The organism is Ekhidna sp. (genome assembly GCF_039940915.1).
Classification (GTDB): domain Bacteria; phylum Bacteroidota; class Bacteroidia; order Cytophagales; family Cyclobacteriaceae; genus Ekhidna.
Genome location: NZ_JBDVFO010000003.1, coordinates 111809 through 138632, shown reverse-complemented (window position 1 = coordinate 138632; position 26824 = coordinate 111809). Strand labels below are relative to the sequence as shown.

Sequence of the window (26824 nt, the reverse complement as noted above, 5' to 3'; positions counted from 1 at the left end):
GAGCTCATTTCTAGCGTTTTTGGTCTTTGGTATCAGCTAAATGCGGCTACTTTTGCATCAAATTTTAAGCAAAAATCCAATTGATGAGGTTATTCACTATTCTTCTCTTTGTTTGTACGACAGTTACATTGAATGCTCAAGTCCTTTTTCCTGGGTATCATCATTTAAATGAATACTACCATCTACTGAGGATGAAGAATCCGGAACTTATTGATCCTATAACCTTTCATCCATCCATCATTGATGCCTATGCTTCAGATTCGACCTTGAGGTGGGATTTATGGGATGGCAAATTCGATATTTCAAAAAAAGGAGATGATTACATCGAGGTTTTGGATCCATATGCAAAATTCGGGTACTCAAGTGCATTTCCAGATAGCTACAATGATGGTTCAGTCTGGGAGGGAAAAGGATTCAACAGCTCACTGAATTTTGGATTTACTGGAAAAAAAGGGATGCTCTCATTCACCTTTGCTCCAGTAGTTTATACCGCTCAAAACAAAGATTTTTACATACCTACGTCAACCTTTACTAAAAGTGAGTTTTCCTATCCATTTGAACGTAAAATAGATTGGGTCGTCCGATACGGGGATCAATCCATCAATCAGTTTAATCTTGGTCAGTCAGAGGTAAGACTCACGTACAAAAAAGCAACAATTGGCATTTCGACTCAATCCATGATATGGGGTCCTGCTCAAGTATCACCTGTCGTGATGTCTAACAATGCAGCCGGAATACCTCATTTTGACATTGGAACAGCAGTTCCTGTAGATACCAAAATCGGAAAAATAGAGTTCAGAACCTTTTGGGGACTGATGGACGAGTCTGATTATTTTGATGAGGATGACAGTAATGATCAGCGCTATTTGACGGGAGCAATTTTTGGTTATGAACCAAGTTTCGTAGAAGGTCTAAGTATTGGAATAAACCGCGTACTCTATCGAGATATGTTTGATGGCAATTTCAAATTGGTTGATGCATTTGCTGCCCTATGGGGGAAAATTAATGCACCACAAGCTAATATCAATGACGAATATGATCAAATGATGTCTCTAATGGTACGTTGGAAATTCAAGGAACATGGATTTGATTCTTATATTGAATTTGCTAGAAATGACTATCCTGGCGTCATTGTTGACTTCTTTGAAAATCCCGAACGTACGAGGGGGGTTACCATGGGAATTGTCAAAACTTTTGACCTGAAAAATGATAATATTCTAAGAATTGTCTTTGAGCACACTAAGTTAAATAGGCTAAAATTATCATCCATAGTTTCCGGTCACGCTCCATATTACATTCATTCAGTTGTGGAAAACGGATATACCAATAATGGACAAATAGTTGGTTCATATATCGGCCCAGGGTCTAACGCCAATCATATAAAAGTTCAATATTTTACATCGAATGGAAGAGTTGCTTTTACCATAGACAGAGTCCGTTTCAATGATGATTATTTGACTGATAATTTTGCTCCTGCATTTTCTCAGCCTAATGATGCACGATTTCGTCTAGGTCTCGATTACCTTCGTTTTGTTGGAGATTTTAGTATTGATGCTACCATTAATTCTGGCTATCGACGTAATTGGTACTATGAGCCAGATAGAGATGTACGTAACCTAACCCTTTCACTCAAGGTTGGCTACCTATTGAAATAATAAGATTTCTTCATTTTGTATATCCTTAAAGCGCTTAGTCCACTCGCAACATTTACCTTTGCCGCTTATGAATACAAAAGATGAAATCGTAGAAAACTGGCTACCTAGATACACGGGTACCGAGTTGGATGAGTTTGGCCAGTACATCCTTCTCACAAATTTCAAAAACTATGTCGAGCTTTTTGCTGAACGCTTTGATGTCCCTATCAAAGGCAAGAATGGGGCCATGCAAACTGCTACAAATGGAGACATAACCATTATTAATTTTGGTATGGGAAGCGCCATGGCAGCTACTGTAATGGATTTACTTTCTGCCATTATGCCAAAAGCTGTACTTTTCCTTGGTAAATGCGGTGGGCTTAAAGCTCAAAATCAACTCGGAGATTTAATCCTCCCGATAGCCGCCATTCGAGGAGAAGGTGCATCAGACGATTATTTACCTTCTGAGGTTCCTGCGCTGCCTTCCTTTCGACTACAACGAGCCATCTCACACGTCATCAAAGCGAAAGGTCTTGATTACTGGACAGGTTCTGTTTTCACTACAAACAGGCGGGTTTGGGAGCATGACGAAGAATTCAAAGATTATCTAAGAGCCATTAGAGCTTCGGCAATAGATATGGAAACTGCTACTTTGTTTACCGTAGGGTTTGCAAACAAAATTCCAAGAGGTGCACTCTTACTGGTTTCGGACAACCCAATGGTACCTGAAGGGGTGAAGACCTCCAAAAGCGATCAAAAAGTAACATCCAAGTTTGTAGAAAACCATTTAGATATTGGAATAGACTCGCTATCGGAATTGATCAATTCAGGTGAGTCGGTGAAACACATGAGATTTGAGTGATTCCGTTCTCTTAGTTTAAACCTTTGAGCATTTTTAGAATCTAATGATTAAACTCAAAGACTAATAGAATGAAAAAACTCACATTAATTATTGGATTATTTGTCGCAGGGCATATTCTCTTTGCGCAGGATACAAAGGATGCGATAAGAGAAAAATCGAAAGCAAAAATTGAAGCCTACAAAGAGCGTCTGAAACTCAGTGAAAGTCAAATTTCGGACCTTAAAAAAATGAGGGAATCCCTTAAGCCAGAAATAGAAGCCATTCATAATGATGATGCCAGCTCAAGAAGCGAAATTATGATGGCCAAGGCAGAGATCATGAAAAGGCGAGAGGAATGTGTCAGTGAAATATTGAACACCAAACAAAGGGCTGAGCTAAAAAAAATTCACAGGGAAATTCGCGAAAATGTACGGCAGAGACGCCAGCGTAAAAGGGAAAGAAGAAAAAGATGAAACGAGCCCTCCTCAAGGAGGGTTTTTTATTAAAATAAGCTTTGCTGATCCTGACCTACTGGTATTGTTAAATTTAAGTCTAGCTCCTTGTTCAGCTTTTGAGTAAAGTAAGCCGAAAGTACAGGAGATTCTTTTTCCAGGTTTTGATGCACAAAGAAATACAGGTTCTCCATTCCTGCGTCTGCCCAATTCTTCACACGTCCTAACCAGGTATCTAGCCTGGAATAATCGCTTTCATGATTTGCCCCTACATATCGAACAAACACCGAGGGAGACGTTAATCTCATATGTAGTAAATCTCTTCTGCCGGCCGTATCAGTTACAATATTCGATATACCATTTTCTTCAAAAAGAGCATACACTTCATTTGCCACCTCCGCATCATTGAACCACTCGGTATTCCGTAATTCAATTGCCAAAGGCACATCTTTTGGCCAATACTCCACGGCGGTAATCAAACGCTCCATATTTGCTGGTTTGAAGTTATCATGAAGCTGGAGGAAGCACATGCCTAGTTTGTCCCCAAACGCCCGAATATTTGTCACATATCGCTCAATAGGCTCTTCCACATTATTCAGTCGCTTTATGTGGCTAACCATTTGGTGTACTTTAGGAAAAAACTTAAAATCTTCGGGAGTCTTTTCTACCCACTTTTCAATTTGTTCAATGCGAAAATGATTATAAAAAGTAGCATTCAATTCAATGGAATTGAACTGCGTAGAATAGTACTCCAATTCATCTTTGGTACCGCGTGGATAAAACTTTTTCAAGTCCTGACGATTCCACTTTGCACAACCTACAAATACCTCTTGAAGGCCCTTGCCTTTCTTCAATACACGATCGGTATCATGGTGATCGTCAGGTAGACTAAAATCTATTTCTTGAGGGTTTTCTACGCTTCCAAATTTCATTTTCTTGGTCTTAGCTTCAAATTCTTACCAACGAATTTATCTAAAGCTTTGCTCGGAAGCAATCTGGGTAAGACCCAGTTTTTAAAACGTTGAGGAACGAGTGCATAGCGAAACTTCGGATTTGTTTTCTCGAAAACATTGAAGATGATTCTTGCCGCCTTTTCAGATGTCCAGCCTTTTTGAATTGCATCTTTTACGAAAGAGTTTTGAAATATATGAACGGACTCTGCATACGGAGAGTCTTTAAACCGCTCACTTGTTTCTTCAGACACGCCTTTATTCCAAATAGGAGTCTTGATTGGTCCAGGCCCAATGACAATCACTTTTATCCCAAATAGCTGTAGCTCTCGCCTTAAACTTTCTGACAACCCCTCCACTGCATGTTTCGATCCCACATACGGAGACATGAATGGCATCCCAATTTTTCCAGCAACGGAAGATACTTGAACAATTCTGCCAGGTGCCACCCCATGATTCACGCGAGCCCCCAACAATGGCAAAAAGGCTTTTGTCACTTTTATCAAGCCCAACACATTCACTTCAAATTGCTGTCGGTAATCTTCCATTGTCAAGTCAAGCATAGGGCCACCAATGGCAATTCCTGCATTATTGATCAACCCGCCAAACCCCTCTTCACCAATTTCTTTTGTCAATTTCTCCGCTGCTTTGTCAACAGCCGCATGATCTGTCACGTCAAAAAGTACAGGCTTAAAATTTTCGCCGAGATCCTGTGAAAGTCTTTCTGCATCTGCTTGTTTTCTTACACTTCCATATACCGAATAACCATGCTCAACGAATACCTTTGCCAGGTCATAACCAATACCTGTAGAAGCTCCGGTAATCAATATGTTTTTAGATTTAATCATTCTTAATTCAAAAAATAGTGAGTGTAATAAACGATAACATAAGGAAACGACGATCGGTCTACCCTTTGCAATATATCAATAAGCCTATCCCAAAGGAAATTCTGACAGAGTTGCTTCTAAATGCCAATCATGCCCCTACTCATAAACTTACGGAACCCTGGCGCTTTAAGGTTTTTACAGGCAATGGAAAAAAGAACCTCGGTGAATTTCTTGCTAAAAAATATCGGGAGATAACCCCAGATTTCAACTCATCAAAAATTGAAAAAATTAAATCTAATCCTCAAAAAGCAGGAGCAGTTCTCGCCATCATTCTCCATAGAGACATTGACGAACGCGTTCCCGAATGGGAAGAAGTGGCATCAGTAGCGTGCGCTGTGCAAAATATTTGGCTGGGGCTCGATCAATATCAGCTGGGTGGGTATTGGAGTAGCCCTTCTCTTTGTAAATTCCTTGGAGATCATATCGAGTTGGCCGACAATGAATCGTGCATAGGCTTTTTTTATATTGGTTATTGTAATTCTTCTGAGCGAGTAAACGAAAAGAAACCCATTGAAGAAAAAACTGAATGGATTGACATATGAAACTGGAACGAGAATCAATAACACTACTTATAAAAGCTCTGGAAAAACTTGAGTCAGGATTTAACCTTCCAGACATGGAGCAAACTTTCGATACAGACAAAATGGAAGAGGTAATTCTGCAAACGGCGGAAAAGATGCAGAATAACTATCCCTATTTTCATCCACTATTTGTTGGGCAAATGCTGAAGCCGCCTCACCCAATTGCCAAAGCAGCATACATGCTGGCAATGTGGATCAATCCAAACAATCATGCCATGGATGGCAGCAAAGCTAGTTCGCCCATGGAAAAGGAAGTTGTGGCAGACTTAGCGGGTATGTTTGGCTGGACGACTCACCTGGGTCACTTAACCAGCGGTGGTACGATGGCCAATCTTGAAGCACTGTGGGTGGCGGGCAACATACATCCAGATAAAAAAATCATTGCCTCAGATCAAGCACATTATACGCATGAGCGTATTTCCGAGGTACTTAAACTGAAGTTTGAAAAGGTTGAATCGGATCAGCAAGGAAGACTCGACTTAGATGTGCTGGAGAAAAAATTAAAGAAAGGTGATGTGGGTACGGTAGTCTGCACCATGGGCACTACCGGCCTGGGAGCAGTGGATCCACTAGTAGAAGTACTGGAATTACAAAAGAAGTATTCATTTAGAATACATGCTGATGCGGCGTATGGAGGATATTTTCGCTTGGTTGATAACCTGGAAACTGACACCCAGAAAAAATACGCTCACTTAAACCAGGTAGACAGTCTTGTAATTGACCCACACAAACAAGGACTCCAGCCCTATGGATGCGGGTGTGTTCTTTTCCAAGACCCTGAGGTAGCCAAACATTATATCCACGATTCACCCTACACTTATTTTACTTCTGATGAACTTCATTTGGGAGAAATTAGCCTGGAATGCTCACGTGCCGGAGCCTCTGCCGTTGGCCTCTGGGCCACTCATCAGCTGTTACCACCCGTGCTTCATGGCGAGTTCTCAAAGGATTTAAAAAAATCCAGAAACGCCTCAGTTGCGCTATACAAAAAACTATTGGGTAGTGATCATTTTTTACCCGTCGTTGCTCCGGAAACAGACATAGTGGCCTGGACACTCAAAGGATCAAGCACAAGTGAAATGAGTGGTAAAGCTCAGCAGTTTTTTACAAAAGCTGAGGAGAATCACCTGTATCTGTCACTTTACAAATATCCAACGTCAAAATTTGAGAATGTTGATTTCAACATTGACTCTGAATACCTCATTTGCTTAAGGTCTTCCCTAATGAAACCGGAGCATGAAGATTGGCTTGAAGAAATTTGGACAAGATTGCAACAAAGTCTTTAGAAGGGGCAGATTGCTCTGCCCCTACCTTCAAACGTGATCCGAAATCTTGTATAATACATATGCCCCTAATGCCATCATTAGATCCCTAACGGCTACATCCACATAATTCCAACTCACTAAAAGTGTAAGCGCAATTAGCATCAGCCACAGTGACACAATCAATGCGCCAATCTTTGTCTTCGAAAGCACAAGAATACCTGCAACAATCTCAATTACTCCAACGATCATCATGAATACCCCGGCATCTATTGGGATCATCCCTTCGCTTAGATACTGCGTCCAGTCAGTTAGGAGATTTGTGAACTTATCCAACCCTGCTACTATAGGTACTATACCGTAAGCATACTTAAGCAGGTTAAATACATTTTTTACTGTTGTTTCCATTTTTTGTTTTGTTCGTTTCCGGGATTGGATAAGAAAAATGAAAAAAGGTTACACATTGTAACTTTCACGTGAAAGTGTAATCTAATACTCAAATAATCTAAAGAATGAACCCAATATCGATTACCGATAGCAGATACAATAAGCTCACTGAAAGGCAAATAGTGCAAAAGGTTATTTCAGGAGAAAAAGGTCTTTATGAAATACTCTTGAGGAGGAATAATCAAAAATTATATCGGGTTTTGCGAGGCTACTTGAGGGATCAAAAAGATATCGAAGATGCGATGCAGGAGACCTACTTGGCAGCTTATGAAAAGCTGTCACAATACCGTCTCGATTCAGCATTTTCTACGTGGCTGATACGCATAGGCATCAATAAAGCGCTGTACAGGCTTAAAAAAAATAAGCAAGTCCATTTGTTGATAGGCAAGGATGAAAGTGAAATAGCGATTTCTGATGAAAACCACACACCTGAAAATAGACTTATTCAAATGGAGGCAAAACAAATGCTTGAAGCAGCGATCGAACAACTGGATCAGAAATACAGAAGCGCTTACATCATGAAAGAAGTTGAAGGAATGTCTATTGCAGAAATCAGTGATTGCCTTGATTTATCCATTTCTAATGTAAAAGTCAGAATTCATCGTGCCAAGGCTATGATAAAAGAAAGCCTATACGATCAATCTCAAACCTCTTCGCTATTTGAATTTGGATTTTCCAAGTGTGATGATCTTGTAGAAAAAGTAATGTCTGAAATACACTGATATCTTTCACTTCAAGTAGTCTTTTCAATTTGATTTTGAAAGACTGGGTCAGCAAAAGATGACCTAATTATTTCTTTTCGAGCATCAATGCCCACTGGTAGTTGCCCCAGGCAAACTTTAACTCTACTCCTCTTTTCGCTTCTTGCGTTTCAATCGTGAATTGCTCCACATGCTCATTACGAGACACAGGCACTACGACGGTAGCCAGATCCTGCGAGTAGTCTGGTTCTGTATATCCCCAAAACCGTAGATCTGAACTTAATCGTATCTCCATTTCTCCTTTGCGCGGAATGGCATAAATCACATACTTACCAGCTACAAAAGATTCATCACCAAACCTGAAATCTGAAGTGACTTCAACGAGTGTCGGCTCATTCGCTCCCAATCTCCAATAAACACCATAGGGTTGTAAGGCCCCTTCTTCTTCCTCACCAAAAATCATTCGGTTACGCACAGATGGCCGGGAGTAACTGACATTGACCTCCATTCCACCAATCGAAAGGCTTGCCTCTCCTGGAGGGCTTAAGGTCCTGTTTCGGTTGTTCGCATAGACCATAAATGCGACGATCAATACAACGAGTATTCCAAAGCCAATGAGTAGTTTCTTTTTCATGATGGGTAGATTAGATATTGAGTTCTTCTTTATGTTCTTTCAAAACATCTATGATAAAGGTAATATGATCTGTCTGATCCACACCCAAAAGTTCCACTCCTTTAGCTATTTCATCTCGCTCAACCTTGGCGGCAAAACTCACCTGCTTTAACTTTTTCTTCACAGACTTAGCCGTGAGGGTAGAAATACCTTCTGGTCTTACTTGTGAACAAGCCACTATGAAGCCTGTCAACTCATCGCAAGCTAGAAGAGCTTTATCAAGTGTGGTGTCATACGAAATGTTCCATTTAGTATAATGCGCAGAGATTGCGTGTGCAATTTTCTCCTCCCCCTTCTCCCTGAGCATAGCGACAATTCGATTGGGGTGCTCTTCGGGGTATTTTTCATAGTCAGCATCATGCAACATGCCTGTGATGGCCCACTCTTCCGGATCTTCTCCGAACTTAGGTGCGTAAGCTTCCATGACCAATTCGACTGTGCGAGCATGTCTAAGCAAGCTTTCACCATCAGTCATGGAAGTCAGAATTTCTTTGGCTTCTTTCCTGTTCATAACAGAAAAATAGCAAGATCAAGTCAAATCACTCGTTTCGAAGCATGTCTGCAGGATTTGTTTTGGATGCTCTTAATGTTTGTCCGCCAATTGTAACCAGAGCTACAAGTATGATAAGCATTACCCCTGGTAAAAGTTCCAGTGCTCCAATACTTATTCGCTCCCTAAACTCCACTAAGACATAGGTATCGAAAACGTAATAGGCTAGCGGGATTGCGATTATTGCGGAAATCGCGATCATCATGATAAAGCCTTTGGATAGAATAAAAACTAAATTCTTTTCCGAAGCTCCCAAAACTTTCCTTACACTTATCTCTTTCGTCCGCGATTCGGTGGTGAATACGGCTATACCGAGTAAACCCATTAGCGACACGCTGATAGCGATAAGTGATAGAAATGTAAATAGCCGAAATATGGTCTTGTATTCAGCATATGCTTCTTGAAGTTGATCATCATAAAATTCCGCATCAAACGGATGAACTTTATCCACACTTCTCCAGGCCTCCTCTAATTTATCCATCAATGCAATCATGTTGTCAGATTTGACCAACACATTTAAATAATAAGCTCTTCGCCCGTAGTTTTGGACAAAAGCTGTAGGCCCCAGTTCATTTTGAAGGTCTGCATATTGGTAATTTTTCAATACTCCACTTACTTGAAGCCTATAACCATCATTGGCATTCGTAAAAACCTCACCAATGGCGTCTTCAGGATTTTCAAAACCGAACTTCTCACATATTTTTTCATCTATTACAATGTAAGCCAGGCTATCCTTTCGTTCCAATGGAAATCCCTCTCCAGCTGTGTAGGAAATTTCATGAAGGTTTAAATAATCTGCATCAACCATGTTATAGAATATACCCAGCGAATCCGCTTTATAATGAATGTCTAACATATAAAGTGACTGTGTGCCTGGTAACATAATTGCACTTGAAGAATTTAAAACTTCCGGAAGTTTTGCTAACTCGGTTTTAAGCATTTCCACATCTAGGTCGGAATCACTTAAATTAATGTTTAACACATTTTCTGATCTAAATCCTAAGTCATAATTGATAGAAAACTCATACTGCCGATAGGCAATTGTTGCTGAAATAATCAAAGCCATTGATACGGTAAATTGAAAAACGATCAGCACCTTCCTGAGCGTTAGCCCTTTGAAAAGCTTCAATCTGGACGCATCTTTTAGAATGGATATTGCTTTTAATTTGGAGAGGATCATTGCTGGTAGAAGTCCAGCAAACAACCCCACGATAATAGCAAAAGAGATGTACCAAAAAATGTGATTCATACGAAAGGGAAGTTCAACTCCTTCTGAGTCAATTACTTCTTTGATAAATCCGGGTTTTATCATCAGGTACAGGCCGAAGGAAAGAATCAGAGCTATTGCAGAAATAAGTATAGCCTCGAACAAAAACTGACTCAAAACTTGTTTCCTGGTCGCTCCTACTACTTTTCTTACACCTACTTCTTTTACTCTCCGCAGCGAACGAGCTACCGAAAGATTTGTATAGTTAAAACATGCGGTAATGAGAATAATACCGGTCAATATCAATAGTTTATTTATATCATTCCACTTTATGGACGGGCCAATGTTATTTGACTTGCCTGTTCCTGGTATCAAATTGGCCAAATTCACCAAATCAAAGGTGAGTGAATAGCGATCTCTTTTTTCGTTTTCTTCAAGCGCTATTGCTTCCAGATACCCTTCGGCAGTTTCTGGTGAAGTGTTTTCATCCAGAAGAAGATATACATGATAGTTCCATACATTACCCCAGCTAGAGAATCCCTTACTATTTTTAGCCTTGTGCCTTCGAGTTGCGAAAGACTCGATCATTTCAAATGACCGCAGGTGCGTATTTGATGGCATATCTTTCATTACGCCTGTGATGGTATACAAGTCTTCTCCAGATTCGAAAACTTTTCCGATAGGACTCTCATCTTCAAAAAATTTTCTAGCAGCTGATTCTGTCAATACCACTGTAAACGGCTCATTTAGCGCCGTTTCTGGATCTCCTTCTACCATTTCAAAACTGAAAAAATCATAAAAAGATGCTGAGGCGTAAATCCCTTCTAATTGGAGTGTTTTGTCTTCAAAAGTGAAATCTTTATCCGCCCAACCTTGAATGGTCAATACATCTTCTATTCCAGGATAATCTTCCTTCAGTATATCTCCTATGTAAACGGATGTAGACGCCAGGTCAATGACATCTCCGTCATTGTCCGTATAGAGCGTTCCTACTTTATAAATCCGTTCTTTATTCTCATGAAACTCATCATAATCGAATAATTGAGACAGATAGGTAATCATTAGCACACCAATGGACATGGATACTGCCAGTCCAATAATATTGATTGATGAGAAAAGCTTATTTCTGGCAATACTTCGAATAGATGTTTTGAAGTAGTTGCCTAGTAGATTAAAGAATGTCATTTGTCCTAGTATTTTGGGTTTTTGAATAGTGTATGGTCGACAGAACTTGATCACGTCAAGGAGAAAAATAAAATTTGCTCTTAGTCGCCCTTTTTTGATATTTCGAGCATAGTATTCATGAAGATCCCCCTGCAAATCTTCGACAAGGTCTTTGTCGCAGTAGAATTCAATGATTCTATTCATCCAACGAGGTGGCCCTTTACTCTCTTCCTTCATCCAATTCCATTAAAAACAAGTTCTGGAATATTGCTCCACAGCCTGTCTCGCTGCTCTTTGGCTTTTATTAGTGAAATTTTCCCTGCATGCGAAATGGTGAAAAAACGCTTCCTTCTGCCCCCTCTTTCTTTAGTGGGCTCTCCCAACTCCGATAGAATTAGTCCTTTTTTTTCCAATCGATTGAGTACAGCATGCACTACACCTAGTTTGGTCTTCCTTCCTGTGACCTCTGCTATCTCATCAACAATGTTGACGCTATAGGCATCCGACATCAAAGAAGCGATTGTCAGAAGAACAATTTCTTCAAATTCACCAAGATTAGTTCCCTTCATTCTTTTATTAAATCATTCATTAAATATGAAAATCATTCGTCTCGTAGCATGTCTGCTGGATTGGTTTTAGCTGCTCTGGAGGTTTGCCAACCAATGGTTAGTATTCCGATAGCGAAAACAATAAACACTCCAGAAAGTAACTCTACAGGACCTATGGTTATGCGATTGACAAAATCTGCCATTACCATCTCACTGAAAAACAAATAGCTAAGAGGCATAGCAATAAGTGCTGACACAAGAAGCATCGCCATGAACCCTTTGGATAAAATGAACATTAAATTGTTCATGCTTGCACCAAGAACCTTTCGTACACTAATCTCTTTGCGGCGAGTCTCGGTTGTAAACACAGCCATCCCTAACAAGCCCATGCTTGCAATAGATATAGCCAAAAAAGCTAAAAATCCAAAGATTTTAAATAGTGTCGCTTGAGCATTATAAGACTCCTGAATTAGGTCATCATAAAATTGAGCTTCAAAAGGATGAACACGATCCACTTCCGCCCAAATGGCTTCAAGCTTATCCATAAATGCCACAACATCGTTGGTTTTAACGACCAGGTTGAGATGCATGTAATCTTCCGGTGTTCCTTGAATTAAGGCGACTGGCTCTGATTCGCTATGAATTTTAGTGTATTGAAACTCGTTTACAACACCAACAATCTCAAGTTTCAAATCTTCCAGTCTTCTACTCACAGTTATCACTTCACCAATTGCACTTTGAGGGCTTTCAAAACTGAATCTCTTTAGTAGGAGTTCATCAACAACTACAAACTTTGCGTCTCCATCTTCCTGATCATACGGAAAAGAGCCTCCAGCCAAAAAAGTGAACTCATGTGTAGAGAAGTAGCTCTTGTCAACAAAGTTTACAAATACATCTGCCGAGTCAAGAGGATCCTTATACTTGATTTCTTCACCCCAAATCTCTCCTGTATTTGGAATCATCCCAGAGCGAGATATTTTACTTACTTCTGGAAGTTTTTCCATTTCAGTCATCAATATCTTAGAGTCGTTGTTTTGTAGAGAAACATTCAAAACATTTTCAGTGGTGAAGCCCATGTCAAAATTGAGCGCAAATTTGTACTGCCGATAAGCTATAGTCGATCCTATGATCAGGAAAATAGACATAGTAAACTGCAAGACTATCAAGACCCTTCTGAGATTCAGACCTTTCATTAGCTTAACTGACGATGCGTCTCTAAAGACTGAAATCGCTTTAAGTTTGGCCAGGACCAGTGAGGGTAGTATACCTGCTATTAACCCAATGAAAAGCGCGAAAGCTATGAAATAGATGACATGAACCCATTGAAAGTTCATAGTAATCAAATCATTCGAGCCAATCACTATCTCCATAAAGAAGGGTTTCACTAGCATAAACAAACCGTAGGAAATGATCACTGAAATCAAAGCGACAATGACAGCTTCGAACACAAACTGGGTAAAAATCTGATACCTGCCTGCACCCACAACTTTTCTCACACCGACTTCTTTTGCTCTTCTCAAAGATCTTGCGATTGAAAGGTTGGTATAGTTAAAGCAGGCGGAAACGATGACAAATAGTGTCAAGAAAACCAACTGATAGATGCCTGTCCAACTCATGCTTGGTCCGATCTGATTGGACAACTCCTGGCTGGGCACAAGATTGGCGAGGCTTTCCACTTGATGAGTGATTTTAAACCGATCGGTCTTGGCATTTTCTACCATTGCAATGTCTTTGAGATACCCGTTTATGACATTCGGATCCTGTCCTTCTGGGAGCAGCAGATACACATAGTTCATCCAAATGCTTCTCCAATCGAAAAAAGTAGTGGTTTCACTATCTGCATATCTATTCTCTAATGTCACAAACGACAGCAAGGCTTCAAACTGGATATGAGAATTTTTGGGGAGGTTTTCGGCAACTCCGGTCACTGTATACGACTGATCTCCAGATATCACAACTTGCCCTATTGCTTCTTCATCTTTGAATAGTTTTTCAGCTGATTTTTTTGTCAGCACAATAGAATTTGGTTCAGAAAGAGCTGTAAGTGGATCCCCGGCAACCAATCCAAATGATAAGACTTCAAAAAACTCTCTGGAAGCATAGAGACCCCTAATGGAGATGGTATTCTCTCCTTTATTCAGGTCAGCCCTGAAATTTCGTCTCATGAACAATACCTTCTCAAAACCTGAGTATTCCTCCTTTAGCTTTTTTCCAATGAAAACTGAGGTAGATGCAAAATCATTGGGCTCTGGTGATGAGATACTGCTATACGTAGACTGCACGCGATAAATTCGATCTCCTTTTTCATGAAAAGTATCAAAACTTAAAAGCTCGCTTATGTAGGTGATCATCAGTACCCCAACTGACATGGCAATGGCAAGTCCAAGGATATTGATGGTAGAGAAAAGCTTGTTTCTTGCAAGGCTCCTCGCGGAAGTCTTGAAGTAGTTGTTCATTAGATTTAAGAAAGTCATTTGTCCTAGTATTTTGGGTTTTCGAATGGTGTAGAGTCGACAAAACTTGATCACATCCAGAATAAATATTGCATTGGCTTTGAATCGACTCTTCTTTAAGTTTCTGGCATAGTATTCATGAAGATCTCCCTGAAGGTCTTCCAATAGCTCTTTGGAACAGTACAACTCCAGGAGCCAATTCATCCAGCGTGGTGGTATATTGCGATTTTCGCTCATCTGATATCCTGAAATACTAATTCAGGAATGTTATTCCAGAGTCTATCCCTTTGCTCCTTGGCTTTCATCAAGGATACCTTCCCCGCATGGGAGATTTGAAAAAATCGTTTCCTTCGACCGCCTCGCTCCTTAGTTGGCTCACCCAACTCCGATAGGATTAGTCCTTTCTTTTCCAATCGATTAAGTACAGCATGCACTACGCCAAGTTTGGTTTTTCTCCCAGTGACTTCTGCTATCTCATCGACAATATTGACGCTATAAGCATCAGACATCAGGGAAGCTATTGTGAGCAATACAATCTCCTCAAATTCACCAAGGTTCGTTCCTTTCATTTTTCCGAATATTGATTAATTCACTAAATGTATGAAAAATAAATACAAAGACATAAGGCTGTTATTTTTATTTTTTCATGTTTTGTATAAAAAACCTATAATCATCTGGGACAGGATGGACTTTTAGCAATCATGGAAAATCGGAAGTCGCTTATAATTGTTGAAATCGATGAAACGGCTCAATCATTAAAACTGACAACTCAACAGGTTTTCTCTCAGTCCAGTCAGTATTGTAGTAGAAGGCAGTTAAACACACGTGTCATTTGTATGAAAACCAAAAGCATACAACTATGAAAAAGCACGTTACCCTTCTATCTATTATACTTTTTATTTCCTCATTAGCAATGGCTCAAAACTTCGAAGCTCCGAAAAAAGGTGCGAAGATTCATGCGCAGGAATACACGCTAAATCTTGACGTTGACGGAGACACGACGTTCGATCTATGGATTGTCCGATCCAAAGCAGCCAGAAAAGCGAAATTTTCAGCTCCTTCTTTATTGAGTGGTTCTGAACTTACATTTGAAGTTACTCAAGACCCAGAAAACTTGGATCACTACTTGGTAAAGGTTTCTGCTAAGGGTGTAGAAGCGGGTCAATATTTTACAACCGTATCTGCTAAAAGTAAAAGCACCCAAAAAGTCACTGGTACCACACTAACATTCAGTGTTAACCCTGAGAAAAGTGTAGCTTCAAAAGATGGTGAGTAACTTTGAAAAATGAAGAAGTACCTATTTAGGCTTTTAATCGGCTTTCTGATATTTCTCTTTTTTCGATTTACCGATACTGGAGAACACTCGCTTCTTGAATGGAGCCTGACTAATCTCATCAGCTTTTCTTACACAATTTCTGTTGTGCTCATATGCTGGGAAGTAGCGTCGTGGTCCATATCATTCTTTTATAAAAAGCATGGAATCTCATCTAACAGTGATCTTTACAAGATATCCATTAAGGCAGTACTTGTTGTACTGCCTTTTGTGTTACTCTTTTCCTATATAAATCAGTATTTTATTGAGCCACTTTGCTATCCCGGGCGACTACCAACTATGCAGAACCTTCAAATTGTGAGTGCGCAAGGATTTGTACTGTCTCAAATCATCATTCTATACGAAATTTTTAAGCTCTATATCTCCTATGCTGTAAGAACGGCAAGAGAGAAAGAGCAAATTCAAAAGGAACTGGTAGCTGCCAAGTATGAGGGATTAAAGAATCAGGTAAACCCTCATTTTCTCTTCAACAGCTTCAGTGTGCTTAGCTCCCTTGTAGAAAAAGATTCGAAAACGGCTGTAGAATTCATTGCTAAGCTTTCTGATATCTACAGATACATTCTTGAAAATGATGAAAAAAGTGTGGTGTCCTTGCAGGAGGAGCTCGACTTTTTAGATAATTATGTTTTTCTCCTTCAAATGAGGCACCAATCGGCCATCGTGGTGGATAAGGACATCTCACTGGATAATCTCGATCAAGCTGTTCCTCCCATGTCAATCCAAATATTAGTTGAGAACGCGGTAAAACATAATTCCTTTTCCATTGATGACCCGCTCCACATTTCAATTAAAAACGAAGGGAATAGAGCAATTGTGGTAGAAAATGAAAAGCGCAAAAAAGAGCATTTAGCCTCCAGCACAAAAATCGGCTTGAAAAACCTTTCGAGCAGGCTCCTACTCTCTGCTGGTAAGGCACTAGAAATCACGGATAGCGAAGAAAGCTTCAAAGTAAGATTACCCTTATCATTGTCATGAATGCGATAATCATTGAGGATGAAAAACTAACTGCTGATCGATTACTGAAATTGGTAACGGAGCACACCCCTGTCAATATTCTTCAAACCTTTTACTCAGTAAAAGCGGCCAGTCAATGGTTAAGTGAAAATGAGTGCCCCAATCTGCTATTTCTAGATATCCAACTTGGTGATGGTACAGGTTTTGACATCCTGGAGAAACTAGATACTTATCCTCACGTGATTTTCACCACGGCTTTTGACAAATATGTTCTGGATGCGTTTAAGTACAATAGTTTAGATTATTTGCTAAAACCTGTCCAGGCAGACAAGTTGATTTTGGCCATTGAGAAGTTTAAGAAAGTTGGGTCGGAGGACAACATCAACGATGCAATCAACCAACTCAAGAATCAACTTAGCTCATCCTTCAAGCAGAAATTTCTGGTCAAAACCGGCCTTAAATACACATCGGTACATGTGTCTGAAATTGCCTATTTCTACAGTGAATCAAGCACCACATATCTAAAGACCGATCAAGGAGATGCAATGATCATTGATCATTCATTGGATGAATTGCAAGACTTACTTGATCCTGCATGCTTCTTTAGAGTAAATAGGCACATCATGCTGTGCGATAAAAGTATCAATTCAATAGATTCTTACTTTAACAATCGCCTGTTGGTCTCTGTGAAACCAGCGTTTATTGAAAACATCATAGTGAGCCGGGAAAAAGTGCGGTTATTCAAAGACTGGCTGGATAGTTAGTGGCTTATTAGATAATCGGTCTTGTTCCCATTCTAATGGAATGGGATTAGTTTTGATCAAGTGTTTTTGAATAAAAATCTAACCATGAAAAACTATCTCTTCATCATCACCTTGCTCTTCATCGCTTGCAGTCCTTCAGAAAAAAACTCCGCTGTACAAAAAGAATGGCTTGGGAAAAAAGTTGACTTTCAAAGCATTCAGCCTGTAGTTAACACCTACCACATGCTGGACAAAACAGGCACAAAGGTCGGTTCAATGATCTTCGGTACATACTTTGAAAATGGCAAGCTTGTTTCACGAGATACCTCATCATTCGACGATGGTAGCGTCTATGAAGAGGCAGAATTTGTGTTTGATACCGGAAGGTTTGAACTCGAAGACGTTTCGATTGCCATGCAGATAAATACAACAAAACTCAATGTAGATTTCAATGCAACGGATAAGCAAGTGCGCGGACTGTATCGAATTACTCGAGACACGATCAATGATTATCCTGTGGACTCCCTGTACCAATATGATGTTGTCAGAAGTGAGCTTTACATGCTGATGCAAACGCTTGACTACACAGCTGGAGATACCATTGATATGAAGGTATTGATTCCTACGAGCATGACCGTATCTGACGCATCGCTGCATTACCTTCAAGATGAAACGGTCACCACGCCTGCCGGCACTTTTGATTGCACAGTTGTTCACCTCATGACGGATGGTAAAATGCCGCAAAATCGAATATGGATTGCGAAAGAAAAACCTGCCAAAATTGTCAAATTTAATGTTCCTGCATCAGCGCTTTCAATTGAATTGGTTAGCTCAAAAAGCAATTAGAAATGCCCTATTGATCTAGCCACTGCTTCAATGCTGTGGCTTTTTCACTGCTTACCAAAATTTGCTCATCCGAGAAGTGTTCAAGCTCTACCAGGAGCTTCCCTTTAAAATGCTTGTGCACAGTATGAATGTAATCAGCATCTATAATAAACTGACGGTTTGCACGGAAGAATAACCGAGGATCCAACTGAGTTGATAGCTCATCAAGTGTGAAATCTGACAAGTAGGTTTTCTCATTTTTAGTATTGATATGAACAACTCCATGCTTGCTTTGAAAGCAAACAATATCTTCGGAGCGAATGGCCAGCATTTTATCTCCCTGCTTCACTAAGAAACGAGATTTGTATTTAGCCTCAGTCAAATTGATCTGATTTAGAAGAGCCGCCATGTCAATCCCATTTTGGTTAAAGCTGGCATGCAAGCTTTTGTACTTTTCAAGCGACCGCTCCAGATCCTCTTTTTTGATTGGCTTAAGCAAATAATCGATGCTATTTACCTTAAATGCTTTAAGCAAATACTCATCAAATGCGGTGGTGAAAATAACAGGGCACTTCACATCTATCTGATCAAAAATCTGGAAGCTTATGCCATCACTTATTTGGATGTCCATGAGTGCGAGATCTGGTCGTTCATGATTATTCATCCACTTCACCGTTTCTTCTACGCTATCCAATACCTCCACAATTTCAACGGTTGGATCAATCTCTAAAAGGATTTTTTCTAACCTCCTAAAAGCCGGAGCCTCATCTTCAACAATTAATACTTTCATGTTAGGTAAATCTCAGGTCTCGTTCCTCCAGTAAATCTATGAGTGGCACAGCGACCATAAAGTTGGTTGTGCTAGTGATTACATCTATTTCCTTTTGTCCTAAAATGCGATAACGCTTTCGAATATTCTCCAGCCCTGTCTTGGTAGATTTATCCAAAGAGTCTTTTCGTTGCAGGTTGTTCTTCACCACCACAGATTTACCATTTTCAATATAAATATCTATGTGAAGCGGTTTGGCCTTGGATACCACATTGTGCTTGATGGCGTTTTCAGCTAGCATTTGCAAAGTCAATGGAGGAATCGTAAGATCATGGTATTTGCTATCAATCTTGAAATCCACCGAAAGGTTATCGGGATACCTCATGCGTAAAAGAAACAGGTATGACTTTACAAAATCAATCTCCTCGCTGAGGCTTACGAGCTCACGATCCTTATTCTGGAGAATGTACCGATAGACCTCAGAAAGCTTTTCCGTAAAAGAGACTGCTGCATCTGCATTTTCCGGAATAATCGTTGTGAGTGTATTGAGGCTATTGAAAAGAAAGTGCGGACTCATTTGATTTTGAAGCACCTCATACTGTGTCCTGATCTGCTGATTTTTCAACTGTTGATTCAACGTAAACTGTTCCTTCCATTTGTCAAAAAAGTAAAATGCTTCGTATCCAAGTGTGACTACAGTTGCGGCTACAAAATTGAATGGTAAAAAATTCGTATCCACGGTGAATGCTTCCGATACGGTACAAAGGCCAAATGTAAGTTTCACTGGAATACCTGCAAATGTCATCCAGAAAATGATTCCCAAGGATGTGAAAAGCAGTCTTTTGGCCGTGCGGCTAATCTCCGGAAACATCTTTCGAAAGCGATAGATAAAAAAACAAGCTCCATTCCAATATACCGCAGTAAAGCACAGAGAGATAAAAAAGGTATACCAGAAGGGCTCACCCGTCATATGGTCGCCATCCGTTGAATCTGCGATCAACGCCACAATGGGAATGCCAATCCAGCGAATATATACCTCTCGTAATTTCATAACTGGATTAAAGATAAATCAAGGTTTGACAGAATACGGACACAAAACCCAACGAAGACAAGAAAATCGCGGATGAAACCCGGAATTTAAGACCTCAACTTGACGATCCGGTATGATCCCCTGATCTGCGGTTTCAGCATGAAAAAATTACGTTTCAATGCACTAACGAAGCGCCTGGCTATGATTATCGTTTCTTTCAATTGTGTTCACCAATAGGTTAGCCGTCGAAACAACAATCACATTCACGATGAAACATTCGAAAGCTATCATTACCATCCTCGGAATACTTGTATCTATAGCGAGTATGGCACAAGATCAAACTGTCAAAGGCGTCATACTTGATGCTCAGGCAGAATACCCCTTGATAGGAGCTACCATTCAACTGGTGGGTTCCGATCCCATTCAAGGAGCTATTGCAGATGTCAATGGCTCATTCAGAATTGAAAATGTACCTGTAGGAAGGCAGACATTTGCTGTAACCTACATTGGATACAAAAGCATTTCACTTCCCAATGTGCTGGTCACGTCAGGCAAAGAAGTCATCCTACGCGTGCTCCTGGAAGAATCCGTTGAGAAGTTGCAAGAAGTAGTCGTAACGGCCGATGCAGACAAAGATCTCCCCATTAATGACCTGGCCAAAGTAAGTGCCAGAACATTCAGCATAGAAGAAGTGACGCGTTTCTCTGGAGGAAGAAATGATGTTGCAAAACTGGCTACCTCATTTGCAGGAGTCAATGCAACCAATGATGCCCGAAATGACATTGTCGTTAGAGGAAATTCACCGATTGGATTGCTTTGGAGAATTGAAGGAATCCCCATTGCTACGACCAATCACTTTGCTACTCAAGGAACAACCGGAGGACCTGTAAATGCCTTGAATACCAACCTACTCCGCACCTCAGATTTTTTAACTGGAGCTTTCCCTGCAGAATATGGCAATGCCAATTCCGCTGTTTTTGATGTCTTCTTCCGCAATGGGAATACAGACAAGTTTGAATTCACCGGCCAGCTCTCTGCCTTCAGTGGAATAGAATTTATGGCAGAAGGTCCCATCAGCAAAAAGAACAACTCCTCTTTTGTGACTTCATATCGTTACGGAATTGCAAGCTTAGCAGCAACAGGTACCTCAGCTATTCCTTTCTATCAGGATATCTCTTTTAAGGCAAACCTGGGGGACACCAAGCTTGGTAGGTTCGAAATCTTCGGCTTGGGCGGAAAGAGTAGCATTGATTTTTTAGGTGAAGACATAGATGACACAGACCTTTTCGCCAATCCTGAGCAAGATGCATTTGTGCAAAACGAACTTGGGCTTATCGGATTGGCGCACACCATCCGCATGGGGCAGAATACGTATCTCAAGACTTCATTCGGCGCTTCAACAAACTTCAACGAATACCTTCAAGACAATCGAATGCTTGATGACAATGACCAGCTCTTAGGAACCTATCGAGCGACGAATGTCCGAAACAGGGAAAATCGTTACACCATTACTTCCACGCTCAATACTAAATTCAATGCACGATGGAACCTTCGGGCGGGGTTCCTCAACGAGACCTATGATCTTGACTTATTTGCAGAGGATCGGGACAATCGGATATCTATTCCAGATGCTAACAATGACGACATCCCGGATTACTTCCTTACCACCACCAATGTAGACGAGACTTACAACCTGCTGCAGGTGTATGGACAGGCAGAGTATAAGCTCACGGATAATCTTTCTACCACTTTCGGACTTCATGGTCAGTATCATGAGTTCATGGATAAATCCATCATCGAGCCGCGGGCAGCAATTAGCTGGCAACAAACGCCCGTACAGCGTTGGAGCATCGCTTATGGCTTGCACGGACAAGCAGTACCTGCTCCCGTGCTCTTCTATCAGGAAGAAGTGACTCCTGGCAACACGCAACGAACCAATCAAAACCTGGACTTCATCAAAGCGCATCATTTTGTCTTGGGAATGGACCGAAATCTAGGAACGGATTGGAGACTGAAAACGGAAGTATATTATCAAAGCATCTTTGATGTACCGGTAGAGCAGTCATCATCCAGCTATTCTGTGCTCAATGAGGGGAACGATTTCATTTTTGAGGAAAAGGGATCACTTGTAAGTGATGGATCCGGATTCAATTACGGCACAGAAATCACACTGGAAAAATTCTTCAGCCGGAACTATTACATGCTTTTAACGACCTCATTATTCGAGTCACAATATGAAGGAAGTGATGGCATTCAACGAAACACTGTGTTTAATAACAATTACGTACTAAACGTCCTCTTCGGAAAGGAATGGAAGTTTGGTCCGAATGGACAGAACGCCTGGACGTTTGACACCAAAGCCACCATCTCGGGAGGTCGTCCTTACACGCCGCTCGATATCGATGCTACGCGCAACAACTTAGGCAGAGAAGTGCGTCAGGATGACATTGCCTTTAGTGAAAGGTATGGACAGTACTTCAGATGGGATGCCAAGTTTGGTGTACGGCTAAACAGAAAGAAAGTCTCTCATCAGTTTTTTGTTGACTTCCAGAATTTAACCAATAGAAAAAATGAATTCGTCAGAAGATACAATCAGGTCACCGATCAGGTAAATGTGGTAGACCAAATTGGCTTCTTCCCTGACGTGATGTATCGCATTCAATTTTAAATCCTATGCAAACACTCACTAGCTCGAAAAAAGACCTCAACCTGCTGATTTTGAAAAGCAATATCAAAACCAGAAAGGATGTAGAACAAGTCAATCAAATATTCAGTCAGATGAAATACATCCAGCGATGGAGTGTAGACCTTGACGACTGGGAGCATGTTTTGAAAGTAGAATCCTCTATTTTTTCTTGTGAAAACATTGCTGTCATACTAGAAAAATTCGGATACCAATGTTCCGAATTGAATCATTGAGCCAGGGGAAATAGCCCTCGCGAATGTTGGTGGTGGTGGCCCTGCAAATGCGGGGCTACTTATATTTAGGGCTGAAATGGATCAAGCCAGTTATGACTATGCGATTGTAGGTGTTGGAGCCGCCGGACTTCAGCTTGCACTGAAAATGATCAAAGATGATTTTTTTAATGAAAAACGCATCCTTCTCCTGGACAAGGATGATAAAGTAGCCAATGACCGAACGTGGTGCTTTTGGGAAAAAGGAGAAACCATATGGGATACACTCGCTACGCATACCTGGAGCACCGGCTTTTTTCACAATGAAAAAGAAATCGTTTCATTTGACCTTGCACCCTATCGGTACAAGATGGTGCGATCGGCAGACTTTTATGCCTATGCGAAAAGCACAATTGCGAAGGCCAGGAACGTCGATTGGATAAAAGATGATGTGGTCAGTGTGGAAGGTCATCAAATCACAGGATCAGAAAACACCTACACGTCCAAGCACATTTTTGATAGTCGAATCCCTGAAGAGTTTGCTAGCAAGAGAGACCAATACCATTCGCTCATTCAACATTTCAAAGGCTGGTTCATTCAAACAGAAAAACCGATGTTTGACCCAGCCACCTTCACCATGATGGACTATCGACTAAAGTGGGAAGACAGCACCAGCTTTACTTACGTGCTGCCCCTTTCCTCAACTACAGCGCTGGTTGAATTCACGCTATTCAATGACGAATTGCTGCCCGATGAAACGTATGATGAGTATCTCAAAGAGTACATTCAGACGTATCTGGCAATTGACAGTTATCAAATCACGGAAGTAGAGCAGGGCGCTATTCCCATGTCCAATTATCCCTTTCACAAGCATCACACTGAGCACTGTACCAAGATTGGCACCGCTGGAGGCTGGGTTCGACCCTCATCTGGCTATTCATTTAAAAATGCCGATCGCTACTCCTCGATGGTCGTGGAAAATATTAAAAAACGACAAAGACCTGAGAGAGGGATTGCAACTTCTCGGTATAGGACATACGATTCCATTTTCCTGAATGTATTGGCTTCCAGAAATGATCTGGGAGAGGAGATTTTCACCCGGCTGTATACCAAGCCAAAGATTCATTCTGTTTTCAGATTTTTGGATGAGGAGAGTTCCATTCCAGAGGATTTGAAAGTCATGTTTTCGCTCAATAGGCCTCAATTCTGGCGCGCGTTTCTTGCTACTTTTTGGAAGTAGCTATATTTTGCATCGCACACCTAACCTGAAAAACATCACGTTATCCAACGACGGCTGAAAGATGATATCCTTTCCTTTTCTGAGCTGAAGATCTGAAAGTACCGTTCTGGAAAGAATCAGGTATGATTCTATGTGTTCCGAAAATTTATACTCATAGCGAAATCCTACATTAATCAAAAAGAACCTCAGCCTATCGGCAACTCCGGCGTCTTCTACAATCAGGCCTTGCTGTATGTGCGTATTGAAGGCCTCTCCTTCTGCATGAATCTTGAATCGATTTTTTTCAGACGCATGAAATTGTATGTTGGAGTAAGGCGCGCCAATGGTGTAGGACCAGCGCGGATGAAATTTTCTGTAATAGTTCACAAATGGGAAGGGAATGGGAAATCGGGTGGTCGTAGAATACGCCAATCCCAAAATAAGCCGATTGGGTTTCTTTCCGTTCGTCCCATCTTTGGTTTTGATAAATGCCATCACTCCATTCACCAGAAAGTCATCAGCTATGAGTTTTCCTTGCAAGTTGCTATTGAAGGAGGGTGTCACCTGAATGCCCAACCGCCAATGGTTTTTCATCTCAAAGGTGTAGGTCAGGTTCAGGTCAAGGGACTTGAAATTTTCAGCGTTTGTCTTGTCGTAAGAATCTTCCGCCTCTTTGTAGCGAAAAAGCATGCGGCTATAGTCCATTCCAACAAAAAAATAGGCGCCCTCTTTGATCTTAAACGGGACGTTTACCTCTATCGCCTGACGGTGATATTCAAAATTCCCCCCACTTCCAGGCACATAGAGATACTCCACCTTGGCCAGGTCAAGCAACTGACCCTGCCCCGGAATGAGCACTACACACAAAATACATGCAACTAAGAAACGCATAGAATTCGCCAAGATCGGAAAATTTCCCCCACTGCCACCAATCATTTTTTCATATTTCGACAAACCGGTGACATAGGGCTGTCACTCTAACCAATTTCTTTACCGCATGTTCAACTCAAACACAAAATATATGACGACACAAGAAGTAGCAAACCAGTTAGTAAAGCTTTGTCGCGAAGGCAAATTCGAAGAATGCATCCAAAGCCTTTACTCTCCGGACATTGTAAGCATCGAGCCAGAGGGTGGTCCTTGGGAAACTCGCGTACAAGGATATGAGGCGCTTGCTCAAAAGGGTAAACAATGGAACGATATGCTTGCTGAATTTCACTCCAGTGACATTTCTGATCCACTCGTGGCAGAGAATTTTTTCTCCATTACGATGAAGTCCAATGTCACGCTCAAAGGCATGAATGAGCCGATCGCCATGGACGAGGTTTGCGTCTATCAGGTAGAGAATGGAAAAGTTGTCACGGAGCAGTTTTTCTATACACCGATGCCTCAGCCAGCATAATCAGGAAAGGAATAAAATCATAAGGGAAAAGGCCATCGAGAGATGGCTTTTTTTTGTTGAAACCTAGCAAACTCTTAAAACCCTGGCCATACAACACGGTTACAAGATGTGCACGGGCTGTCTACAGTACTTTTATAAAATTGTAATAATTAATTTCACCAATAAATATCAAATTACAACACATGAAAATATTCAATTCTATCTTTATCGTGCTTCTTGCCAATTCCATTCTTGCTCAAACTGTTGAAGATATTTGTTCACCTGGTTTTAATAGGGATGGTCACTGTGGCTTCTATCGTGATGTGTCGCTAACTACACCTCAAGCCCAGAGAGCTACTACTATATACATTGGACATTGGACAAAAGATGCCTTTAAAGATTATTCCAATTTGTCCTACAACAAAGTGAGATTCACATTAGAAGGAGGCTCTGGCGGCAGTACATTGTTTTCGGACGTCAATTTTCAGCTATTGGATATCAATGATGTAGCCTTCCAAACTATTCCAGCATTGATTCCTCCCAATAATGGCGTTATTGAACAAGAAATAGAGCTAAATGGAGCCTCCAAATTAAGAATTACATATACTGGCCCTTTTCAAAATGGAGATGCAGGCATAAGTAAGGTTACTGATATTATGGAACCCTCTAATTGTGATAATGTCCTCTATTGTAACAACGGAAAAGTTGGAATTGGGACTACCACACCAACAGAAACTATAACACTATCAGATGTTTCTGCTAATCAGTTAGGCTTAATTCAAAGTGCTGGAAAGTCCTGGCAATTTAGAGCTGGGTCAAGTGGCTCTTTGATATTCAAAGATGACGGAGTTGAAAAAATGAGAATAAATTCTTCTGGAAGTCTCGGAATTGGAACTACTTCAACTGGTTCTCACAAACTTGCAGTAGAAGGCTCGGTCGGAGCAAGAGAAGTCAAGGTAGAGGCAACAGGATGGTCGGATTTTGTTTTTGAAAAAGACTACAACTTAAGATCTCTGGAAGAAGTCGAGCAGCACATCAACGAAAATGGTCATCTTCCTGAAATACCCAGCGAAGTAGAGGTCATGGCAAACGGAATCAACCTTGGCGAGATGAACGCTAAGCTCCTTCAGAAGATTGAAGAACTAACGCTGTATCTCATTGAGCAGAACAAGGAAATCAATGCGCTTAAAGAAAAAGTTGAGTCGTTCGAATCAGGAAAATAAACAAACTTAAAATCATAAGGGAAAGGCCATCGAGAGATGGCTTTTTTTGTTACCATCCCTAGATAGCTGAGCTATTTGTAAAGGCAAGTATGACACGATACT

At 40.8% G+C, this 26824-nt stretch carries 27 protein-coding genes; 15 read left to right on the top strand and 12 right to left on the bottom strand.

All coding sequences use genetic code 11. The annotated features are described in order from the left end of the window. The first annotated feature begins 83 nt into the window (after window positions 1-83). The 3 genes from ABJF57_RS15500 (at window position 84) to ABJF57_RS15490 (ending at window position 2948) form a co-directional block, all read left to right on the top strand. A complete protein-coding gene (locus tag ABJF57_RS15500) occupies window positions 84-1655 on the top strand; it encodes a capsule assembly Wzi family protein (protein ID WP_462232237.1) in 1572 nt (523 codons plus the stop codon). A gap of 67 nt (window positions 1656-1722) precedes the next feature. After that, window positions 1723-2496, top strand: a complete 774-nt coding sequence (locus ABJF57_RS15495; RefSeq protein ID WP_462232236.1) for an AMP nucleosidase — start codon at window positions 1723-1725, stop codon at window positions 2494-2496. 68 nt (window positions 2497-2564) lie between these two features. Further along, window positions 2565-2948 carry a hypothetical protein gene (locus ABJF57_RS15490; protein ID WP_462232235.1) on the top strand — a complete coding sequence of 128 codons (384 nt, stop codon included), beginning with the start codon at window positions 2565-2567 and terminating at the stop codon, window positions 2946-2948. Between the two features lie 29 nt (window positions 2949-2977). On the opposite strand, the gene ABJF57_RS15485 is transcribed toward ABJF57_RS15490, so the two are convergent. Together ABJF57_RS15485 and ABJF57_RS15480 are read right to left on the bottom strand one after the other, a co-directional pair. Further along, window positions 2978-3859 carry a DUF72 domain-containing protein gene (locus ABJF57_RS15485; protein WP_462232234.1) on the bottom strand — a complete coding sequence of 294 codons (882 nt, stop codon included), beginning with the start codon at window positions 3857-3859 and terminating at the stop codon, window positions 2978-2980. Continuing rightward, window positions 3856-4725 (bottom strand): SDR family oxidoreductase, encoded by an 870-nt coding sequence (locus ABJF57_RS15480; RefSeq protein WP_462232233.1) that lies wholly within the window; start codon window positions 4723-4725, stop codon window positions 3856-3858. The genes ABJF57_RS15485 and ABJF57_RS15480 overlap by 4 nt, the downstream gene beginning before the upstream one ends. Before the next feature lie 17 nt (window positions 4726-4742). Between ABJF57_RS15480 and ABJF57_RS15475 the strand changes: the two genes are divergently transcribed. Together ABJF57_RS15475 and ABJF57_RS15470 are read left to right on the top strand one after the other, a co-directional pair. Next, the gene (locus ABJF57_RS15475; RefSeq protein WP_462232232.1) at window positions 4743-5306 is read left to right on the top strand and encodes a nitroreductase family protein; all 564 of its coding nucleotides are present in this window, start codon (window positions 4743-4745) and stop codon (window positions 5304-5306) included. Further along, complete coding sequence (locus ABJF57_RS15470; protein ID WP_462232231.1) at window positions 5303-6631, top strand: pyridoxal phosphate-dependent decarboxylase family protein; 1329 nt, start codon at window positions 5303-5305, stop codon at window positions 6629-6631. The genes ABJF57_RS15475 and ABJF57_RS15470 overlap by 4 nt, the downstream gene beginning before the upstream one ends. A 27-nt stretch (window positions 6632-6658) precedes the next feature. Here the strand turns inward: ABJF57_RS15470 and ABJF57_RS15465 are convergent, their stop codons facing one another. Continuing rightward, window positions 6659-7015 (bottom strand): hypothetical protein, encoded by a 357-nt coding sequence (locus ABJF57_RS15465; RefSeq protein ID WP_462232230.1) that lies wholly within the window; start codon window positions 7013-7015, stop codon window positions 6659-6661. 104 nt (window positions 7016-7119) lie between these two features. Between ABJF57_RS15465 and ABJF57_RS15460 the strand changes: the two genes are divergently transcribed. Beyond that, window positions 7120-7776: an RNA polymerase sigma factor gene (locus tag ABJF57_RS15460; protein WP_462232229.1), complete on the top strand. Its 657-nt coding sequence runs from the start codon at window positions 7120-7122 to the stop codon at window positions 7774-7776. 67 nt (window positions 7777-7843) lie between these two features. Here the strand turns inward: ABJF57_RS15460 and ABJF57_RS15455 are convergent, their stop codons facing one another. From ABJF57_RS15455 to ABJF57_RS15430, 6 genes are read right to left on the bottom strand one after another with little or no spacing between them, the layout of a single operon-like run. Then, a complete protein-coding gene (locus ABJF57_RS15455; protein WP_462232228.1) occupies window positions 7844-8389 on the bottom strand; it encodes a DUF2911 domain-containing protein in 546 nt (181 codons plus the stop codon). A 10-nt stretch (window positions 8390-8399) separates the two neighbouring features. Continuing rightward, window positions 8400-8939, bottom strand: coding sequence for an HD domain-containing protein (locus ABJF57_RS15450; RefSeq protein WP_462232227.1), 540 nt, complete (start codon window positions 8937-8939; stop codon window positions 8400-8402). Window positions 8940-8967: 28 nt separating this feature from the next. Continuing rightward, complete coding sequence (locus ABJF57_RS15445) at window positions 8968-11586, bottom strand: ABC transporter permease (RefSeq protein WP_462232226.1); 2619 nt, start codon at window positions 11584-11586, stop codon at window positions 8968-8970. Then, window positions 11583-11918, bottom strand: a complete 336-nt coding sequence (locus ABJF57_RS15440; protein WP_462232225.1) for a PadR family transcriptional regulator — start codon at window positions 11916-11918, stop codon at window positions 11583-11585. Before ABJF57_RS15440 ends, ABJF57_RS15445 begins: the two co-directional genes overlap by 4 nt. Window positions 11919-11950: 32 nt before the next feature. Next, window positions 11951-14554: an ABC transporter permease gene (locus ABJF57_RS15435; RefSeq protein ID WP_462232224.1), complete on the bottom strand. Its 2604-nt coding sequence runs from the start codon at window positions 14552-14554 to the stop codon at window positions 11951-11953. 29 nt (window positions 14555-14583) lie between these two features. Then, complete coding sequence (locus ABJF57_RS15430) at window positions 14584-14919, bottom strand: PadR family transcriptional regulator (protein ID WP_462232223.1); 336 nt, start codon at window positions 14917-14919, stop codon at window positions 14584-14586. Window positions 14920-15209: 290 nt separating this feature from the next. On the opposite strand from ABJF57_RS15430, the gene ABJF57_RS15425 reads away from it, so the two are divergent. The 4 genes from ABJF57_RS15425 to ABJF57_RS15410 all read left to right on the top strand — a co-directional run bounded on the left by ABJF57_RS15425 (window position 15210) and on the right by ABJF57_RS15410 (window position 18226). Then, window positions 15210-15626 (top strand): hypothetical protein, encoded by a 417-nt coding sequence (locus ABJF57_RS15425; RefSeq protein ID WP_462232222.1) that lies wholly within the window; start codon window positions 15210-15212, stop codon window positions 15624-15626. A gap of 9 nt (window positions 15627-15635) precedes the next feature. Next, on the top strand, window positions 15636-16658 hold the full coding sequence (locus tag ABJF57_RS15420) for a sensor histidine kinase (RefSeq protein WP_462232221.1): 1023 nt from the start codon (window positions 15636-15638) through the stop codon (window positions 16656-16658). Then, window positions 16655-17401, top strand: coding sequence for a LytR/AlgR family response regulator transcription factor (locus ABJF57_RS15415; protein ID WP_462232220.1), 747 nt, complete (start codon window positions 16655-16657; stop codon window positions 17399-17401). Before ABJF57_RS15420 ends, ABJF57_RS15415 begins: the two co-directional genes overlap by 4 nt. An 84-nt stretch (window positions 17402-17485) precedes the next feature. After that, window positions 17486-18226, top strand: a complete 741-nt coding sequence (locus tag ABJF57_RS15410; RefSeq protein WP_462232219.1) for a DUF3108 domain-containing protein — start codon at window positions 17486-17488, stop codon at window positions 18224-18226. A 7-nt stretch (window positions 18227-18233) separates the two neighbouring features. Here ABJF57_RS15410 and ABJF57_RS15405 read toward each other — a convergent pair whose 3' ends face one another. After that, window positions 18234-18995: a LytR/AlgR family response regulator transcription factor gene (locus ABJF57_RS15405; RefSeq protein ID WP_462232218.1), complete on the bottom strand. Its 762-nt coding sequence runs from the start codon at window positions 18993-18995 to the stop codon at window positions 18234-18236. A 1-nt stretch (window position 18996) separates the two neighbouring features. Beyond that, window positions 18997-20025 carry a sensor histidine kinase gene (locus ABJF57_RS15400; protein WP_462232217.1) on the bottom strand — a complete coding sequence of 343 codons (1029 nt, stop codon included), beginning with the start codon at window positions 20023-20025 and terminating at the stop codon, window positions 18997-18999. A gap of 247 nt (window positions 20026-20272) precedes the next feature. Here ABJF57_RS15400 and ABJF57_RS15395 point away from each other — a divergent pair, with 247 nt between their 5' ends. The 3 genes from ABJF57_RS15395 (at window position 20273) to ABJF57_RS15385 (ending at window position 24139) form a co-directional block, all read left to right on the top strand. Continuing rightward, complete coding sequence (locus ABJF57_RS15395) at window positions 20273-22672, top strand: TonB-dependent receptor (RefSeq protein ID WP_462232216.1); 2400 nt, start codon at window positions 20273-20275, stop codon at window positions 22670-22672. A 5-nt stretch (window positions 22673-22677) separates the two neighbouring features. Further along, window positions 22678-22923, top strand: a complete 246-nt coding sequence (locus ABJF57_RS15390; RefSeq protein ID WP_462232215.1) for a hypothetical protein — start codon at window positions 22678-22680, stop codon at window positions 22921-22923. A gap of 76 nt (window positions 22924-22999) precedes the next feature. Next, complete coding sequence (locus ABJF57_RS15385; RefSeq protein WP_462232214.1) at window positions 23000-24139, top strand: lycopene cyclase family protein; 1140 nt, start codon at window positions 23000-23002, stop codon at window positions 24137-24139. Here ABJF57_RS15385 and ABJF57_RS15380 read toward each other — a convergent pair whose 3' ends face one another. Continuing rightward, window positions 24140-25009: a DUF6268 family outer membrane beta-barrel protein gene (locus ABJF57_RS15380; protein ID WP_462232213.1), complete on the bottom strand. Its 870-nt coding sequence runs from the start codon at window positions 25007-25009 to the stop codon at window positions 24140-24142. Window positions 25010-25139: 130 nt separating this feature from the next. Here ABJF57_RS15380 and ABJF57_RS15375 point away from each other — a divergent pair, with 130 nt between their 5' ends. Further along, a complete protein-coding gene (locus ABJF57_RS15375; protein WP_462232212.1) occupies window positions 25140-25520 on the top strand; it encodes a SnoaL-like domain-containing protein in 381 nt (126 codons plus the stop codon). 182 nt (window positions 25521-25702) lie between these two features. Next, window positions 25703-26722 (top strand): hypothetical protein, encoded by a 1020-nt coding sequence (locus tag ABJF57_RS15370; protein ID WP_462232211.1) that lies wholly within the window; start codon window positions 25703-25705, stop codon window positions 26720-26722. The last annotated feature ends 102 nt before the right edge of the window (window positions 26723-26824 follow it).

Bases quoted from the DNA above. Each gene is read 5' to 3' on its own strand.
- ABJF57_RS15500 (WP_462232237.1), top strand. From the start codon at position 84: ATGAGGTTATTCACTATTCTTCTCTTTGTTTGTACGACAGTTACATTG.
- ABJF57_RS15495 (WP_462232236.1), top strand. From the start codon at position 1,723: ATGAATACAAAAGATGAAATCGTAGAAAACTGGCTACCTAGATACACG.
- ABJF57_RS15490 (WP_462232235.1), top strand. From the start codon at position 2,565: ATGAAAAAACTCACATTAATTATTGGATTATTTGTCGCAGGGCATATT.
- ABJF57_RS15485 (WP_462232234.1), bottom strand. From the start codon at position 3,859: ATGAAATTTGGAAGCGTAGAAAACCCTCAAGAAATAGATTTTAGTCTA.
- ABJF57_RS15480 (WP_462232233.1), bottom strand. From the start codon at position 4,725: ATGATTAAATCTAAAAACATATTGATTACCGGAGCTTCTACAGGTATT.
- ABJF57_RS15470 (WP_462232231.1), top strand. From the start codon at position 5,303: ATGAAACTGGAACGAGAATCAATAACACTACTTATAAAAGCTCTGGAA.
- ABJF57_RS15465 (WP_462232230.1), bottom strand. From the start codon at position 7,015: ATGGAAACAACAGTAAAAAATGTATTTAACCTGCTTAAGTATGCTTAC.
- ABJF57_RS15460 (WP_462232229.1), top strand. From the start codon at position 7,120: ATGAACCCAATATCGATTACCGATAGCAGATACAATAAGCTCACTGAA.
- ABJF57_RS15455 (WP_462232228.1), bottom strand. From the start codon at position 8,389: ATGAAAAAGAAACTACTCATTGGCTTTGGAATACTCGTTGTATTGATC.
- ABJF57_RS15450 (WP_462232227.1), bottom strand. From the start codon at position 8,939: ATGAACAGGAAAGAAGCCAAAGAAATTCTGACTTCCATGACTGATGGT.
- ABJF57_RS15445 (WP_462232226.1), bottom strand. From the start codon at position 11,586: ATGAAGGAAGAGAGTAAAGGGCCACCTCGTTGGATGAATAGAATCATT.
- ABJF57_RS15440 (WP_462232225.1), bottom strand. From the start codon at position 11,918: ATGAAGGGAACTAATCTTGGTGAATTTGAAGAAATTGTTCTTCTGACA.
- ABJF57_RS15435 (WP_462232224.1), bottom strand. From the start codon at position 14,554: ATGAATTGGCTCCTGGAGTTGTACTGTTCCAAAGAGCTATTGGAAGAC.
- ABJF57_RS15430 (WP_462232223.1), bottom strand. From the start codon at position 14,919: ATGAAAGGAACGAACCTTGGTGAATTTGAGGAGATTGTATTGCTCACA.
- ABJF57_RS15425 (WP_462232222.1), top strand. From the start codon at position 15,210: ATGAAAAAGCACGTTACCCTTCTATCTATTATACTTTTTATTTCCTCA.
- ABJF57_RS15420 (WP_462232221.1), top strand. From the start codon at position 15,636: ATGAAGAAGTACCTATTTAGGCTTTTAATCGGCTTTCTGATATTTCTC.
- ABJF57_RS15415 (WP_462232220.1), top strand. From the start codon at position 16,655: ATGAATGCGATAATCATTGAGGATGAAAAACTAACTGCTGATCGATTA.
- ABJF57_RS15410 (WP_462232219.1), top strand. From the start codon at position 17,486: ATGAAAAACTATCTCTTCATCATCACCTTGCTCTTCATCGCTTGCAGT.
- ABJF57_RS15405 (WP_462232218.1), bottom strand. From the start codon at position 18,995: ATGAAAGTATTAATTGTTGAAGATGAGGCTCCGGCTTTTAGGAGGTTA.
- ABJF57_RS15400 (WP_462232217.1), bottom strand. From the start codon at position 20,025: ATGAAATTACGAGAGGTATATATTCGCTGGATTGGCATTCCCATTGTG.
- ABJF57_RS15395 (WP_462232216.1), top strand. From the start codon at position 20,273: ATGAAACATTCGAAAGCTATCATTACCATCCTCGGAATACTTGTATCT.
- ABJF57_RS15390 (WP_462232215.1), top strand. From the start codon at position 22,678: ATGCAAACACTCACTAGCTCGAAAAAAGACCTCAACCTGCTGATTTTG.
- ABJF57_RS15385 (WP_462232214.1), top strand. From the start codon at position 23,000: ATGGATCAAGCCAGTTATGACTATGCGATTGTAGGTGTTGGAGCCGCC.
- ABJF57_RS15380 (WP_462232213.1), bottom strand. From the start codon at position 25,009: ATGCGTTTCTTAGTTGCATGTATTTTGTGTGTAGTGCTCATTCCGGGG.
- ABJF57_RS15375 (WP_462232212.1), top strand. From the start codon at position 25,140: ATGACGACACAAGAAGTAGCAAACCAGTTAGTAAAGCTTTGTCGCGAA.
- ABJF57_RS15370 (WP_462232211.1), top strand. From the start codon at position 25,703: ATGAAAATATTCAATTCTATCTTTATCGTGCTTCTTGCCAATTCCATT.